Below are 16,549 nucleotides of genomic sequence, written 5' to 3'. Positions count from 1 at the left end.
ACCCCCTACGCCCTGCGCCTCCTGAGCACGAGCGCCGCGCCGGCGAGGAGCGCGAGGAGCGCGAGCACCGCGCCGAACGCGAGGCGATCTCCGCCCGTGAGGGCGAGCGGATCGGCCGCGACGACCGTGACCGTCGCCGAGTCAGTGAGCTTCGACTCGGGCGTCTTCTCGGCGGGCGAGTCGACGGTGACGGTGTTCGTGACGCTCGGGTACGCTCCCTGGCCGACGTGCACCACGAGGGTCAGGATCGCGGCCTCGTCGACGGCGAGGCCGTCCTCGAGCGTCCACGTGACGACGCCTCCGCGCACGACGACTCCCTGATCAGGCGACGAGGCGAAGCTCAGGCCGGCCGGCAGCGCGTCGGTCACGGTGATCGGGCCGGGATCGGCCGTCGGGCCCGTGTTCATGACGGTGATGCGGTAGGTGCCGCGCTCGCCGACCTTGAACTCGCCGACCGCGCGCTTCTCGGTCACGAGCGTGACCATCGCGGGCACGGCGACCTCGTCGCTCGCCTCGTTGTTCGTCTCGTCGCGGTCGGGCTCGGTGCCGGTCACGGTCGCGACGTTCGTCACGGCCGGGTAGGCGGCGGGCTCGACGCGCGTGAGCACGGTGAGCGCGGGAAGCGCGTCGCCGGGGGCCAGCTCCTCGGCCGCGTCGCGGCTCGCGACCACCACGGTCTCGCGCGAATCGCCCACCGTGACGGAGTCGATCGTCCAGCCGTCCGCGGTGTCGCCCGCGGCGCTCAGCACCTCGAGGCCCGCGGGAACCGTGTCGGTCACGGTGATCCCCGTGGCGACCGACGGCCCGGCGTTCGTGACCACGAGCGAGAACGGCAGTTCGTCGCCCACCCGCACGGCGGCGGGGTCGTGGCTCTTCGCGATCGCGAGGTCGACCTCGCGGATCACGTCGATGGCGGCCTCGTCCTCGTCGTTCTCGGGGTTCGGATCCGTCGTCCCCGAGGAGACGGCGGCCCGGTTCACGAGCGCGGGGACGACCGGATCGGCCTCGGAGGATGTCGCCGCGAGCGCGGGATCGAGCCGCACGCCGAACTCGATCGCGGGCGCCTCGGCGCCTGCCGCGAGCCCGAGGCCGCCGGCGAGCGTGAAGGTCACGCGCTGCGGATCGGCGGGATCCACCTCCGCGTCCCAGGCGCCGCCCGCGGCCCACGCCGTCTCGTCGAACGTCAGCCCGGCGGGCAGCGTGTCGACGACGGTGACGGGGGCGACCGCGTCGCTCGAGCCGTGGTTCGTGACCGCGAGGCGGTACGCGGCGGTCTCGCCCGCGACGGCGGGGCCGTCGGCGGGGGCCGCGACCGACTTCTCGATGCCGAGGTCGGCGAGCGCGGTCACGGTGATCGCGGCGGTGTCCTCGTCGCTGCCGGGGCCGTCGCTGTCGACCCACGTCACGGTCGCGGTGTTGACGAGCTCGGTGCCCTCGGGCACGGAGGCCGACAGGTTCGCGACCACGTCGATCGTGCTCGGGATCCCGACGGGCATGTTTCCGCCGTTCGCCGAGAACTCGCACACGCCGGTGGTGTCGCCCGCGGTCACCGCGTCGCAGCTCCACTCGGCCCCGGAGATCGAGGCGAGCGTGAGGCCGGCCGGCAGCACGTCGGTGACGCGCGTCGGCACCTCGGAGGGGCCGGCGTTCAGCACCGTGAGCGAGTAGCTCACCTGGCCGCCCGCGACCCAGTCGCCCGCGGCGCCGAGCACGGTCTTCTCGATCGTGACGTCGGCGCTTGTGCGCACGTCGGTCTCGTCGTCGTCCGTGTTGTTGCTCGGATCGGGATCCGTCGACTTGCTCGGATCGCTCGGGTCGTAGGGCTGCTCTACGGTCGCCGTGTTCACGAGGCGCTGCTGCGCCGGCACGCCGGCGTCAATCGCGGTCGTGAGCGTGATGACGATCGTCTCGCCGGGCGCGAGGGTCGCGCCGTCCGCGACCGCGGTCCAGCTGAGCTGCTGACCCGCGACCGTCGGCTCGGCCGCGACCGCCGTGCCGCCCGAGACGGCCACCCGCGCGCTGCCCGTCACGTAGCTGAAACCGGCCGGCAGCAGGTCGCCGACGACGATCTCGCCGTCCGCGACGCTCGGGCCGTGGTTCGTCGCGACGATCGTGTAGTCGAGGGTCCCGCCCGCGACCGCGTCGCCCGTGTGGGACTTCACGACGCCGAGGTCGGCGATCCTGTTCGACTCGGTCGAGTCCGGATCCCGCACCGGATCGGGCGCGTTGTCGGCCGTGGCCTCGACCCAGTTCGTGATGCCTGCTTCGGCGGGACGCGCGGCGTCCGTGTCGTAGGTCACGATGAAGGATCCCGCGTTCGCGGAGCCCACGAGGAGCGGGCCGCCGAGCGCGAAGGTGTCCCAGCTGGCGTCGGACTCGCCCGCGGCGTTCTGGCCGCCGGGCGTGAGCGTCCAGGTGCCGCGCTCGTCGACGTGCCGCGCGCCCGAGAGCCCGGCCGGGGTCTCGTCGACGACGCTCACGCCGTGCGCGACGGCGGGCCCGAGGTTCGTGACCGTCACCCGGTAGGAAACGGGCTCGCCCCAGGTCACGCGGTGATCCGCGGCCGCGGGCACCCAGACGCCGTCGACGAGCACCACGCGCGTCTTCGCCACGGCGAGCGCCGTGTCCTTCGCCGGGGTCGTCGTCACCGTCGAGGTGTTGTTGTCCTCGTCCGGATCCGGGGTCTCACCCGGGGCGATGACCGCCGTGTTGGCGATCTCCCCACCCGCGAAGTCGGCGTCGATCGTGCCCGTCAGGAGGATCGCGGGGAGCGCCCCGACGGGCGCGCTCACCCCCGTGTAGCGCCACGTGATCGTGTCGCCCGCGCTCCAGCCACCCGCGGGAGCTGTCGCGGACCAGGTCCCGGTCGCGTCGGCGAACGTGACGTTCGAGACGCCCGCGGGCACGCGGTCGGTGATGGTCACCGGCTTCGCGTCGGTGCTCGCGGAGACCGAGGGACCGAGGTTCGACGGCGTGAGCTGCCACGAGATCGCGGCGCCCGCGTTCGGGGCGGCCGTGTTCAGGGACTTCACGATCGCGAGGTCGGCGGCCGCGTCGGTCTCGAGGGTCGAGGTCGACGTGTTGTTCTCCGGGACCAGGTCGACCGTGCGGCCGGGGGTCACCTTAGCCGTGTTGCCGACCGTCGTCGCCGCCTGATCGGCCGCGATCCGCACCGACACCGTGATCGCGGGGAACGAGGCGCCGTTCGCGAGCGACTCGTCAGCCGTGACGCGCGCGCAGTCGATCGTCGTCGCGCCGTTCGCCGCACGGCTCGGGGCCGCGCAGCTCCAGCCGTCGCCGACCGCGCCCGTCACGACGATGCCAGCGGGCAGGGCGCCCGTCGTGTCGCGCACCGTGATCGGGCCCTCGGCGGTGTCCGGCCCGTGGTTCGTGACCACGATGGACCACGCCGCCCCCTCGGTGCCGGCGTGCATGGGCGCCGCATCGGCGCCGCCGACGCGCGACTTCACGATCCCGAGATCGCCTGCCGCGAGCTCGGCCTCGGCCGCGCTGTCGTCGCCCGTGAAGCTCGGGACGCTCTCCCCCGTGGGGTCGGTCGTCACGGCGCCGAGCGTGTTGGTGTGCACGCGCACGAGCTGGCCCGAGGCGTCGGTCGCCGCGGCCGCGGTCGGGATCGCCTGGAAGGTGATCACGGCCGTGCCGCCCGCGAGCGCGCCGCTCGCGCCCGTGCCGCCGAGGAGGGCGGCCCCAGCGTCGCCCGCGAGCGACCAGGTGAGCGTTCCCGCGGCGGCGTCGACGGCCGGCTCAATCTGGGTGGCGGCGCCGCCCGAGATCGAGACCTGCGCCGAGCCGTCCACGTACTCCCAGTGCGGGGGCAGCGTGTCGGTCATCGTCACGGTGTGGGCGTCGCCTGCTCCCGCGTTCGTCGCGGTGAGGCGCCAAGTGAAGGCCTCGCCGACGTGCGCGAGCGAGTCGCCGACGACCTCCTTCAGGAGCGCGACGCGCGGGAAGAGCGGCGCGGCCTTCGCCGAGCTCGTCACGGGCGGGACGCCGCCCGTGCCCGGCTCGGTCACCCTGCCGCCGCTCGGCCACGACTCGTAGCGGTCGACCTTCGCGACGTTCGTGAGCCAGGCGCCGACGCCTGCGGCCGAGGCCGCGGGGTCGAGGCTCGCGGAGTCCGCGAAGCTCGCCGTGTAGCTCAGCACGACGCGCTTGTTGGCGCCGGATCCGGACGCCGGATCGATGACCGGGAGGTTCTCCCAGGTGATCGTGCGGCCGTCCGCCGAGAGCTGGCCGCCGTGCGAGATGCTCGCGGGGTCGACGACGATGCCTGCGGGAACCGCGTCCGTCACCCGGGTGTGGTGCGCGGCGACGGCCCCGGTGTTCGTGAGCGCGATCGAGTAGGGGAACTCGCCGCCCGGGTTCGCGCGGTACTCCGCCGCGTCGTTCACGAGCTTCGAGATCTGCACCTGCGGGTGCTGCACGGTCGTGGTCGCGGTGCTCGTCTTCGTCGGCGCGGGATCCCCGCCGTCGACGCGGTTCCAGTCGAGGAGGGCCGTGTTGAGGAGTCCGTTCGAGGCGATCGCGTCGGTGATCCGGGCCTCGAAGGTGAGCGTGATGCTCCGCGGCTTCGAGGAGGTCGCGACGTCGCCGGGATCGAGGGTCCAGCTCAGCGTCTGACCCGCGGCGACCGTGCCCCGCGGCGCGGCCGCGACGACGCTCGGCCGCTCTGCGGCTGGGAGGTCGGCCCAGTCGACCGTGGTGCCCGTGGCGCGCACGAACTCGACGCCCTTCGGCAGCCGGTCCGTGACCTTCACGTCGTAGTAGTTCGCGTTCGCGGGGAAGCTCGCCTTCACGGTGTACTCGACGGTCTCGCCGACGGCGGCCGTCGGCTTGTTCACCGACTTCGCGATCCCGGCGTTCGCGACCGTGACGGTCGCGTTCGCGCTCACCGCGTACTCGGCGCGACGGTCGGTCGTGCTCTGCCCGTCGACCTGCGCCGGGAGCGAGTAGCCCGTGAGGGTCGCGTGGTTGCGGTAGCTCGAGCCGCCGCCCGCGGTGCCCGTCACGACGCCTGCGTAGCTGAACGTCTGCGGCGATCCGGCGTCGATGCGGCCGATCTTCCATTCGATCAGAGATCCCGTGCCCTGGCCGCGAACGACCTTGCCGTTCGCGAACGCGCACGTCTCGCCCGGGACGAGCTCGGCCGTGCCCGCGGACGGCGACAGCGTCGCGGCGTCGACGCCGATCTCGGCCGGCACGCAGTCGAGCAGCACCGAGTCATAGAGCGCGGGGCGCCCCGTCTGATTCGAGGCGGTGAGCGTGTAGCTCACGCGGCCGTCCGGGCCGACCTCGCTCGGGCCCGTGATGGCCTTCCTGATCGCGGGCTGCGGCGCCGTGTAGTGCGCGTCAGCGGTGTCCCTGACGGTCACCGTCTCGCCAGGCGCGCCCGGCTTCGGGTGCGCGAAGGTCGCGGTGTTCGTGAGCTTCGTCGGGACGGGCGTCACCGCCGGGTTTGTCGTCTTCGGCACGAACACGGTGATCCGGGCCTTGAACGTCTGGTCCGCGTTCGTCGCGTTGTCGTAGCTCGCGGGGAAGCTGAGCACGCCGTGCTGCGCTCCCGCGGTCTCGGCGCAGCGGAAGCGGTCGCTCGAGGTCTCGGCCGAGCAGGCCGCCGTGATGTCGGCGCCCGTCTCGTCGAAGAACTTCGCGCTGCCCGGCACGTAGCTGTAGGCGATCGACTTGCCGCCCGCGAAGGCGAAGCGACCCTGATCGGCGAGCACGGCGCCGCGCACGGTCGTGTGCGCCGGGATCGTGACCGCGTACTCGAACGTCGCGAGCTCACCCGGCACGACCGCGTCGTCGGGACGCGAGGCGGCCGCCCCCGTCGTGACCGACGAGTTGAGCGGGTCACTGGAGGGCGCAACTTCCGTGCTGATCAGGCGCTTGTCGAGCGTCACGCCGGGCAGGTGCACCTCGGCGGAGCCGTAGGTGTCGGTATCGGGGTGCGCGAACTCGCCGTCGCCCGGGGTGCGGTCGGTGATGACCTGGCCACCCGAACCGGGGCGCTGCGGCACGATCGTCGAGGTCTCGCCGGAGCCGTTGCTCGGGATCCCGTAGCTCACGATCGCCGCGGTGTTCTCGTAGCTCTGCGTGAGCTGGGCCGCCGGCCCGCCCGCCGCGCCGCCCGCCGCGCCGTCAGGCACGCGCAGCGTGTAGCCGAGCGTGAACCCGCGGGTCACGGCCGGGACGCCCGTAGCGGCAGCAGTGCTGCCCGGGATCGCCGCCGAGACCTTCCAGGCCACGATCGTGCGGTCGCTCGCGGTGGGCGTCGGGGCTCCAGCCGGCATCGGCTGGCCCGGGTCGTAGGCGTGCACCTCGAAGCCGGGCTTCTGGATGGCGGTCTCGGCGCCGCCGTCGTAGCGTGCGGCGGTCTCGCTGCCCGTCACGATGTCGGCCGCGCGCACGCCGGCCGGGAGCTGATCCCAGATCACGTAGTCGGTCGTCGCGTTCTGCGGCGCCGTGACGTCGATCCGGTAGGTCACCGTGTCGCCCTGCACGACGGCCTCGTTCGTGCCGCCGTTGCCGAAGGCACGGTCCGTACTGCCGCCATCGTGCGTGTTGGTCTTGATGCCCTTCTTCAGGGTCGCTCCCCAGTCGAGCGGGCTCGACGCCTGGTCACGCAGGAAGGACACGTCGCCGTCGACGTTGACCTGCTGGTACTTCGCGTGGTTCGCGGGGCTGTCGACGTCGTCCTTCGACGCGGAGAGGCCGGTTACGCGACCCTCGACGAAGACCGCGATCCGGCTGCTCTCCGGCATGAAGCGGTCCGTGCTGCCCGTTTCGAGGCGCTGGCCGAGGTTCCACGCGAGGTGCGTCGGATCCGCCGCGGGCGTGCCGACCGGGGCCGGGATCAGGGCCGCGGGGAATGCTGCGCCCGTGGAGCGCTGGATCGGGGCCGACTCGGGCACGTTGGCGAAGCCCGGAATCCCGGAGAAGGCGTAGCTCGCGCTCACGAACTCGACGCCCTCGGGGAGGTAGTCCTCGAGGATCGGGTTGCGGACGTCGATTCCCTCCGCGAACGGGACCTGCAGGCGGTACCAGATCCGGTCGCCCGCGGAGAACGGGGTCGAGGAGACCTTCTCCCAGTCGCCCGCGGTTGCTCCCGCGAGCGAGGCGCCGCGCTTCAGCACGGTCTTCGTAAGCTCAGAGGTGTCGGACACGACAGTCGCCGCCGAGTCGTCGGCCGGGAAGTACTCGCCGCCGACCTGCTCCGCGAGCTCGGGGTCGTTCGCGATCGCGTCGACCGGGGTCGTTTTCGCGGCGATCTTGACGGTGTTCGTGAGCGAGTCACCGGAGCTCGTCGCTCCCTTGTCGCCCGCGTAGTTCGCGCGCTGGAACAGGGTGTATCCGACGCCGGCCGTGCCGTTCGCCGGGATCGCGTCCGTCGCGAAGACCACGACGAACTCGCCCGTGGCAGCGCGGTACTCGATCGAACGCACCTCGGCGCCCGCGACGCTCGCGCCGGGCTGCGTGCTCGGGTAGGCACAGGCGGGGTCGCCGAGCTGCGCGCTCCAGGCCGCGGGATCAGAGGTCAGATCCTGGACGCCGGAAGCCGTGCGGATCGTGAGCTTCGGTGTGGATCCGGATCCGGAGCCCACCGCGGGGAAGGCGGGGCAGAGACCGTTCGGCACCGTGTCGGTGAGGAGCACGTCCTGCGCGTCGACGTACTCGCCGACGCGCACGTCGAGGCCGTAGCTTGCGAGCTTGCCGACGGTGAATGCCCCGGTCTCGACGCGCTTCACGACGTGGATGTCGACGGCCTCGACGAGCTCGGTGTCGGCGTCCGAGACCGCGCGGAGCGCCTCGTCGCCGTTCGCGACGGCGCCCTCGTAGCGGCCGGTCGCGACGACGCCGTTCACGAGCGTCTGCGCGTGCTCAGGGCTCGCGGCATCGGTGCTGCCGTGGCGGGTCGATGCGCCCGTGTTGTTGTCCAGATTCGCGGCCTGTGCTGCAGAATCGGGATTCGGAGCCGGATCGCCCCACATCGTGTTCTCGAACAGCGGGATCGCGGCCTGGTAGGTGAACTCGAAGCTGCCGGTCGTGCCGGCCGTGCCGGGGAAGGCCTGCGGCGTGCCGCCCGCGAGGGGCGCCGCGAGCACCCAGGTCACCTTCGTGTAGACACCGGCGCCCGCGAGCCCGAGCGCCTCCGCCTCGGCCGCGCCGAGCTCGACGGTCTCGACCCGCTCGCCCGCGTGCGTCCATGCGCCGGGGATGGGCCCGGATCCGGGGTACTCCTCGCCGCCCCGCGACTGGTCGCCGCCCGTGACGCCGAGGTACTCGAGGCCGGCGGGGAGGTAGTCGACGACGGTGACGCCGCCCGTGGGGGCCTCGCCCGAATTCTCGATCCTGATCGTGTAGGTCGTGGGGTGGTCGTGCGCGCCGCGGAGAAGCTCATCCTCGGGGCTCGGCTCCGACTTCGTGACGCGGATCGCCTGCACCGGGATCGGCGTCGCGTCGGCGTCGACGCCCGTGCCGGAGGTGTGCGCGCTGGACTTCGACTTGCCCGGGGAGCCGTCGAAGACGGGGAGCCGCGAGGGGTCGCTGCTCGTGTAGGCCTTCGCCTGGAAGTCGATCTGCGTGCCGACCGGGTACACGCTCGCGTTCGGGCGGAGCACAATCGAGGAGCTGATCGACGCGCCCTGCGGGAGATCGTCGACGTCGGAGAACACCCAGAGCTGCTTGCCCTCGGGCACGGCACAGCGGTTCGCGGGCCCGGGAGGCGTGAGCGAGGAGGCGCGGATCAGGCCCTGCGCCTCGCAGTCGGTGGAGTTCGTGCGGGCGCTGTTCGGCAGCACGCTCAGGGCGCCGAAGCGCTTGGGCGCGCCGAAGTGGCCGCTGCTCACGAGCTCGACGGAGTCCGGCAGCAGCGCGGTGAGCCCCGCGTTGAACTGCTTGCCGCCGTTCTCGTTCGTGATCGTGACGTCGACCGTCAGATCCTCGCCCGCGAGCACGAAGCCCTTCTCGGCGTCGTGCGAGATCGCGACGCTCGGCGCCCACGGGTCAGCGGACGCGAGCTGCGCCCCGACCCCGACCGCGACGAGCGATCCGGCGACGATCGCGCCGACCGCCGTCCCGGCGATCCACGATCGGACCCGCCTCCAGCCATTCCCCGAAACCTGCAAAGCAGCACTGTGCGACATCTGTCACTTCCCCCAATAGATGACAGCGCAATCGAGCGGGTTCCCCCTGGACCCGGTCACGCGACGTGCGCGACTCCCCAGACGCGCACGACAGCCGTAACCTATCGGATCGGAATGCCGGTAGTCAATTCGCGAATGCTTCGTGGGCCACGCATCGGGGCGGCGGTACACTCGGTGGGTGGCCGAAACACGCTCCCTGACGCTCGGCGCGGCCGAGTGGCGCGCCCGCGAATCGGCGCACCGGGACCGGGCCGACGCCCTCACTGCAGGGCACCGGGCCAGGCGGCTCCGCGGCGAGAAACACCCGGTGGAGGACTTCCTCTGGACGTACTACTCGGTCAAACCGAACGAGCTGGCCAGGTGGCACCCGGGAGCCGGGGTCGCGCTTGCGGGCGCCGGGGCCGAGCGCGCGGCTTGGAAGTTCTATCGCGGCTCCGGTGGGGGTGCCGTGGAGGGCGCGGCTGAGCCGTGCGCGGCCGAGGTCGATCCGGTCGCCTACTTTGCGAGGCGCGGCGGAACGGTTGACTACGTCGAGAACCTCCTGCGCGCGACGCTCGAACGCACGCCCCGCTACGGCTGCTTCGGCCTGCACGAGTGGGCCATGGTCTACCGCATGACGCCGGAGCAGCTGCGGCACGCGCAGCTCCCGCTCCGGATCGGGCACGAGGCGACGGATCGCGTCGTCGCGAGCCAGCGCATCTCGTGCACCCACTTCGACGCCTTCCGCTTCTTCACTCCGGAGGCCGCGCCGCTCAACACCCTGCAGCCGAGCCGGGAGACCCAGCCGGAGCTCGAGCAGGCGGGCTGCCTCCACGCCGGCATGGACGTCTACAAGTGGGCCGCGAAGCTCGGCCCCATCGTGCCGGGCGAGGTGCTGCTCGACGCCTTCGTGCTCGCCCGCGACATCCGCGAGGTCGACATGCGGGCCTCCCCCTACGACGTGCGCGGCTACTTCGGGGCCGACGGCGCCGAGCTCGTGCCGATCCCGATCGAGACCGCCCCGGGCAGGCGCGAGTACGCAGACCTGCAGCGCGGCTTCGCGGCCCGCGGCAACGCGCTCCGCGAGCGGGTGCTCGAGGCGATCGCGGGGGCGCGCGCTGCCCTGACGGGAGTGGCGTCGCCTCAGGAGGCGTGTTCCGCGTGAGGCGTGGCGCACGCGATCCGCGGGAGCCTGCAGCGCCCAGCAAGAGATCAGCACTCAACTTCAAGATTTTGGGCAGACAGCCCAGCTGGATGCAGAATTCGAGGCGGGCGCAGGAGGAACGCGGCGTCGTTCCGCTGCACGCCTGGTGGACCAGACCAAGGGGCTACAACGGGGCCGGTTTCTGCCGCGCCCGGAATCCACGGCCGATCAGCAAGCCGATCACCGCTCCCGTCGCGCACACGGCCCAGTAGGTGTCGCCGGTGACCACGGTGGCGACGACCGCCGCGGTGATCATCAGGATCCAGAGCACGTTCGCCACGCGCTGGCTCACCGAAACGCGACCGCTCTCGTCAGCGGCCTGTCCCCCGAGCCAGCGGGGGTGTCGAGTCGCTGCGAGGATCATCACGACGCTCGCGAGCAACAGGTTGACGATCAGGACGGTCGCGACGCCCACCTTCGCCGTCACCGCAAACATGACCGCGGTTCCCGCGAGCGGGCCAGCGATCATGACGTACAGGATCACGAGTAACAGCGTTTTCGGCATCGGCGTGCGTCTCCCTGGCCGAGAAACCCGGAGACGAAGCTGCCGCGGACCCGGCCTGAATCAACTGAACTGCATACAAACCACGGCACTAGCTCGTCCATCATAGGCAGGCGCCTCGGCGTGCCGCACTCAGTGCCCGCTGGGAATCGCGCGCGCCGCGCGCCGCGCCGGGCCGGAGCCCTTCACCGCGCGGAGCGCCCACAGGATCGCGACGAGGTCGACGAGCTCCTGCATCCAGGCGCCCGCGAGCGCGGGGAGGAAGCCGAGGGCCGCGACGATCATGAGGCCGACGCTGATGATGATGCCCGCCCAGATGCTCTGCAGCGCGATGCGCACGGTGTCGCGGCCGATCCGCACGGCCTCTGCGGCTCCCGAGATGCTGTCGAAACGGTTCACGACGTCGGCGGACTCGCTCGCCGCGGTCGAACCGCGCGCGCCCATCGCGAAGCCCACGTCGGCGGCCGCGAGCACGGGGGCGTCGTTGAGTCCGTCGCCCGCCATGAGGAGCGGCCGGGGCTCCACCTTCGCGACGATCGCGACCTTGTCGGCCGGCTGGCACTCGGCGTGCACCTCCTCGATCCCGAGCCGCCCCGCGACGACGTTCGCGGTCGCGGCGACGTCGCCCGTGACCATAATCATGCGCTCGACCCCGAGCTCGCGCAGCTCATCGAGCGCCGCGGGCGCCTCCTCGCGGAGCCGATCGCGCATCACGATCGCGCCAGCGAAGCGGTCGTCGAGCGAGACGAAGATCGCGAGTTCGCCGGCCTCCAGATTCGGCCGCTCGAGCCCGGCGGCGAAACCCTCGATCCAGCTTGGCTTGCCGACCCGTACGAGCCCCTCGGCGGTGCGCGCCTCGACGCCGTTCGTCGCGAACTCCTCGGCGGACTCCACGGGCAGCACGGGCACGCCGCGTTCGCGCGCCGCCGCGACCACGGCCCCCGCGAGCACGTGCGACGAGAACACCTCGGCAGACGCCGCGAGCTGCAGCACCCGCTCCTCGCTGAAGCCCTCCGCGACCTCCACGCGGCGCGGCTTCGGCCGCCCCGTCGTGAGCGTGCCCGTCTTGTCGAACGCCGCCGAGCGCACACGCGCGAGCTGCTCGAGCGTGCCGCCGCCCTTCACAATGAGCCCCGCCTTCGCGGCGCGGCTCATACCGCCGAGGAACGCGACGGGCGCCGCGATGAGCAGCGGGCACGGCGTCGCCACGACGAGCACCTCGGCGAAGCGCACCGGATCTCCGCTCACGATCCAGGCCGTCGCCGCGATTCCGAGCGACAGGATCGTGAACGGCACCGCGTAGCGGTCGGCGAGCCTGACCGTGCGGGCGCGACTCCCCTGCGCCTCGCGAACGAGCCGCACGATCTGCTGGTACTCGCTGTCGGCCGCGACCGCGGTCGCCCGGATGAACACCGCCGTCGTCCCGTTCACAATGCCCGAGGCGACGCGCTCGCCCGGCGCCTTCTCCACCGGCAGGCTCTCGCCCGTGAGCGACGACTCGTCGAACATCGCCGACTCCTCGAGCAGCAGCCCGTCGACCGGCACGAGCTCGCCCGGGCGCACCAGCAGCACGTCGCCGACGCGCACCTCCTGCACGTCGATCCGCTCGGTGCGCTGCTCGGCGCCTGAATCGCCCGTACCGCCGACGCCCGCACCGCCGATGTCCGCACCGCCGATGTCCGCACCGCCGATGCCCTCGCCGTGGCCGCCCGCGTCGAGACCGCCCACTCCGATGCCCTCGCCGTGACCACCCGCGTCGAGACCGCCCAGGCTGACGCCCGCCCCTGCCGCGACCCCCACCACGCGAGTCGCGTGTTGCGGCGCCCGGTTAAGGAGCGCGGTGAGTTCCCGCTTCGAGCGATTCTCGGCGTAGTCCTCGAGCGCTTCGCCGCCCGTGAGCATGAGCACCACGACGAGCGCGGCCCAGGGCTCCCCCACCAGCACCGCGGCGATGATCGCCGTGACCGCGAGGATGTCGAGTCCCGCGTGCCCGCGCAGCAACTCGCGCACCATCTGCACGGCCTGCCAGCCGGCGACGAGGAGCGCATAGCCGCCAACGAGCCAAGGCGCGATTGCACGGGCCGGGGTCGCGAGCAGCACCAGTCCGACGAGCCCAACCACGAGCGTCGCGGCCACGACCGGGTAGTTTCGTAGAGCAGAACGCAGAGTCTTCACACTCGCATTGTCTCTAAATACCTGTTCGCGCGCATCGCAGGCCAGGCTAGCCTTGCACGGCTCTAGAAAAGTGTCGGCTCTGGGACCCCCGGCACCCCCTCTCCCGCGGCGGCAGGCGCAACGACCCGAGCACTCCGCCACTCCAGTCCATAACGCCTGATCATCGGACGTATCCGGGCGGCAAGCGCCTGGCGGTACTCTTTCGTTGCCCGACTCGCGGCGCCCGGGTAGAGCGCGCGGTACTTCGAGACCAGCTCCGGGTGCTCACGCCCGAGCCACTCGAAGAACCACGGCTTGACATGCGAGCGCAGGTGCAGCGGCCCGTACATCACCGACTCGGCCCCAGCCTCCCTGATCTCACGCAGCAACCTGTCGAGCTCCGCCGCCCCGTCCGACAAGAACGGCAGCACCGGCATGAGAAACACCTGCGGCGCGAACCCCGCCTCCCGCGCGGCGGCGATCGTGTCGAGCCGCGCCCGCGTCGAAGGAACGCCGGGCTCGATCGACTTCTGCAGCTCCGGGTCCCCCACCGCGATCGACATCGCCAGGTCAACCGGGGCCGAGCGCGCCGCCTCGGCAAGCACCGGCAGATCCCGGCGCAGCAGCGTGCCCTTCGTCAGCACCGACATCGGCGTGCGGCTCCGCGCGAGCGCGGCGATGATCCCGGGCATGAGGCGATACCGCCCCTCGGCGCGCTGATACGGGTCGGTATTCGTGCCGAGCGCCACGGCCTGCCCGGCCCAGCCCGGCCTCGCGAGCTCCCGCCCGAGCACCTCGGCGACGTTCACCTTCACCACGATCTGCGTGTCGAAGTCACGGCCAGTGTCGAAGTCGAGATAGCGGTGCGAGCCCCTGGCGAAGCAGTACACACAGGCGTGCGCACAGCCGCGATACGGGTTAATGGTCCAGGAGAACGGCATCGACGAGGCACCGGGAACGCGATTCAGCGCGCTCTTCGCGAGCACCTCATGAAAGACGAGGCCAGCGAACTCCGGCGCGCGAACCGTGCGCAAGTGCCCGGGCACCGCCGCCACCTCCGCAAGCGAGAGCCCGGGCAGGGCGGCGTCGCGCGATCCGGCCGCCGACGCCTGCTTCGGGGCGCCGGGGGTGACCGATTGTCCGCTCCATCTCATGCGGACTATTCGAACATATGTTCGAATGGATCACAAGATGTGTCGGCTGGGAGTTGACTACTCGCCCCGCGCGGCCTTCTCGGACGCGGCGGCCGTGTGGTGCTGAATCACCTCAGCGACCACGAAGTTAAACCACTTCTCGGCGAACTCGGGATCCAGGTGCGCGTCCTCAGCGAGGCTCCGCAGCCGGGCGATCTGGCGCGTCTCCCGCGACGGATCCGACGCCGGCATCTCGTTCTCGGCCTTCAGCTGCCCGACCTCCTGCGTGCAGCGGAAGCGCTCGGCAAGCATGTGGACGAGCGCCGCGTCGATGTTGTCGATGCTCGAGCGCAGCCGCTCGAGGCGCTGGCGCGGATCCTGCTCGGTCACGGGCCCCACCCTCTCTGAAGTCGCGTCCCGCACGCGGGCGCCGGGATCAATTCACCTGTTCAGTCAAGCAGATCGTGGCGCACGACGACCTGCTCGCGCTCCGGGCCGACGCCGATCGCCGAGATCCGGGATCCGCTCATGGCCTCGAGCGCGAGGATGTAGTCCTGCGCGTTCTTCGGCAGGTCCTCGAAGCGACGGGCGCCCGAAATATCCTCTGACCAGCCCGGAAACTCCTCGTAGATCGGCTTCGCATGGTGGAAGTCGCTCTGGTTCACGGGCACCTCGTCGTGGCGCACGCCGTTCACATCGTAGGCGACGCAGACCGGGATCCGGTCGAGCCCGGACAGCACGTCGAGCTTCGTCAGCACGAAGTCCGTGACGCCGTTGATCCGCGCGGCGTAGCGCGCGATCGGCGCGTCGTACCAGCCGCAGCGGCGGGGTCGCCCCGTCGTGGTGCCGAACTCGAAGCCCTGCTTACGCAGGTATTCGCCCGACTCATCGAAGAGCTCCGTGGGGAACGGGCCGGCGCCGACGCGCGTCGTGTAGGCCTTGATCACCGAGATCACGCGGTCGATCGCGTGCGGAGGGAGGCCGGATCCGGTGCTCGCGCCACCCGCGGTCGCGTTCGACGAGGTCACGAACGGGTAGGTGCCGTGGTCGATGTCGAGCATCGTCGCCTGGCCCGCCTCGAAGAGCACCGTCTTGTCGGCCTCCATCGCCTCGTGCAGGAGCAGCCCGGTGTCGCACACCATCGGCTCCAGCATCTCGCGGTACGACAGGAGGTCATCGACAATCTCGTCGGCCGAGATCGCGCGGCGGTTATAGATCTTGACCAGGACCTGGTTCTTAAACTCGAGGGCCGCCTCGACCTTCTGACGCAGGATGCCTTCGTCAAAAATGTCCTGGATCCGGATCCCGACCCGATTGATCTTGTCGGCGTAGGCGGGGCCGATGCCGCGGCCCGTCGTGCCGATCTGACGCTTGCCGAGGAAGCGCTCGGTCACCTTGTCGAGCGTGCGGTGATACGCCGTGATGACGTGGGCATTCGCGCTCACCTTGAGGCGAGAAACATCGACGCCGCGGCCGCCCAGCGCCTCGAGCTCGCCGCGCAGCACCTCGAGGTCGACGACGACGCCGTTCGAGATGACTGGGGTGACGCCTGGCGTCAGGATCCCTGACGGGAGCAGGTGAAGCGCATACTTCTCGTCGCCGACGACGACCGTGTGGCCTGCGTTGTTGCCGCCGTTGAACTTGACGACGTAGTCGACGCGGCTGCCGAGCAGGTCGGTCGCTCGCCCCTTCCCCTCGTCGCCCCACTGGGCACCGGTGATGAGCACTGCGGGCATTTCAGCCCCTTCCTTTGCCTAGGCAGATACCGAGCCAGTCTACCCGGCCGCGATTCTCCCTGCCCGGAGCGGGGTTTGCGGGGCCTATTCGGCCTCAAGCAGCGGGATCACCTCGGGATCCGCGCCCTCCAGGAACTCGGTGAGGCGCACGACCTCGCCCTCCTCCCCGATGCGCGCGGCCGAGCGGCGGAGCGCAAAGAGCGCGCGCAGCACGCCGCGGTTCGGCTCGTGTGACCAGGGCACGGGGCCGGCGCCGCGCCACCCGGACTTGCGCAGCGAGTCGAGCCCGCGGTGATAGCCGACGCGCGCAAAGGCGTAGGCCTCAATGTCGCGGCCGTCGCCGTGCGCGGCGTCGGCGAGGGCGGCCCACGCTGCGGGCGACTCCGGGTGCTCGCGCACGATCGCCTCGGGATCCCGCCCCGCGGCGAGCGCGGCGTCCACCACGGGATCCGCGGCGAGCAGGGTGGGTTCGGGGCCGAGCAGGTTCTCTCCGATCATGGGGTCAGTGTAGCGAGGGTGGGGTTGTGCGCGCCCGGGCGCGGCGCCGGCGGCGCCGAGTCGGCCGGAAGGCCCCGATCAGCGGCGCGAAAGGGGCCTTACGGCCCACTCGGCCGCGGGAATGGGGCCTTACGGCCGACTCGGGGGGGGCCTGGGGAGAGCGCGAGGGTTACTCGGGT

Annotated in this window: 8 protein-coding genes; 1 reads left to right on the top strand and 7 read right to left on the bottom strand. The window is 71.6% G+C overall.

Annotated features, from left to right (window positions below; all coding sequences use genetic code 11):
- Nucleotides 1–5: 5 nt before the first annotated feature.
- Nucleotides 6–9,164, bottom strand: a complete 9,159-nt coding sequence (locus ACOPJ3_RS02865; protein ID WP_427870326.1) for an isopeptide-forming domain-containing fimbrial protein — start codon at nucleotides 9,162–9,164, stop codon at nucleotides 6–8.
- A gap of 178 nt (nucleotides 9,165–9,342) precedes the next feature.
- Here ACOPJ3_RS02865 and ACOPJ3_RS02860 point away from each other — a divergent pair, with 178 nt between their 5' ends.
- Nucleotides 9,343–10,308 (top strand): 3-methyladenine DNA glycosylase, encoded by a 966-nt coding sequence (locus ACOPJ3_RS02860; RefSeq protein ID WP_427870325.1) that lies wholly within the window; start codon nucleotides 9,343–9,345, stop codon nucleotides 10,306–10,308.
- Nucleotides 10,309–10,471: 163 nt separating this feature from the next.
- Here the strand turns inward: ACOPJ3_RS02860 and ACOPJ3_RS02855 are convergent, their stop codons facing one another.
- From ACOPJ3_RS02855 to ACOPJ3_RS02830, 6 genes are all read right to left on the bottom strand, one after another.
- Nucleotides 10,472–10,852, bottom strand: coding sequence for a hypothetical protein (locus ACOPJ3_RS02855; protein ID WP_427870324.1), 381 nt, complete (start codon nucleotides 10,850–10,852; stop codon nucleotides 10,472–10,474).
- Nucleotides 10,853–10,981: 129 nt separating this feature from the next.
- The gene (locus ACOPJ3_RS02850; protein ID WP_427871162.1) at nucleotides 10,982–12,862 is read right to left on the bottom strand and encodes a heavy metal translocating P-type ATPase; all 1,881 of its coding nucleotides are present in this window, start codon (nucleotides 12,860–12,862) and stop codon (nucleotides 10,982–10,984) included.
- A 224-nt stretch (nucleotides 12,863–13,086) separates the two neighbouring features.
- Nucleotides 13,087–14,157 (bottom strand): Rv2578c family radical SAM protein, encoded by a 1,071-nt coding sequence (locus ACOPJ3_RS02845; RefSeq protein WP_427870323.1) that lies wholly within the window; start codon nucleotides 14,155–14,157, stop codon nucleotides 13,087–13,089.
- 57 nt (nucleotides 14,158–14,214) lie between these two features.
- Nucleotides 14,215–14,526 carry a chorismate mutase gene (locus ACOPJ3_RS02840; RefSeq protein ID WP_427870322.1) on the bottom strand — a complete coding sequence of 104 codons (312 nt, stop codon included), beginning with the start codon at nucleotides 14,524–14,526 and terminating at the stop codon, nucleotides 14,215–14,217.
- A gap of 59 nt (nucleotides 14,527–14,585) precedes the next feature.
- Nucleotides 14,586–15,872, bottom strand: a complete 1,287-nt coding sequence (locus ACOPJ3_RS02835) for an adenylosuccinate synthase (RefSeq protein WP_427870321.1) — start codon at nucleotides 15,870–15,872, stop codon at nucleotides 14,586–14,588.
- Nucleotides 15,873–15,956: 84 nt separating this feature from the next.
- On the bottom strand, nucleotides 15,957–16,370 hold the full coding sequence (locus tag ACOPJ3_RS02830) for a DUF3151 domain-containing protein (RefSeq protein WP_427870320.1): 414 nt from the start codon (nucleotides 16,368–16,370) through the stop codon (nucleotides 15,957–15,959).
- Between the last annotated feature and the right edge of the window lie 179 nt (nucleotides 16,371–16,549).

It is taken from the genome of Leucobacter luti, from assembly GCF_050310065.1.
GTDB lineage: Bacteria > Actinomycetota > Actinomycetes > Actinomycetales > Microbacteriaceae > Leucobacter > Leucobacter luti_B.
This window is presented reverse-complemented; position numbering and strand designations above follow the sequence as displayed.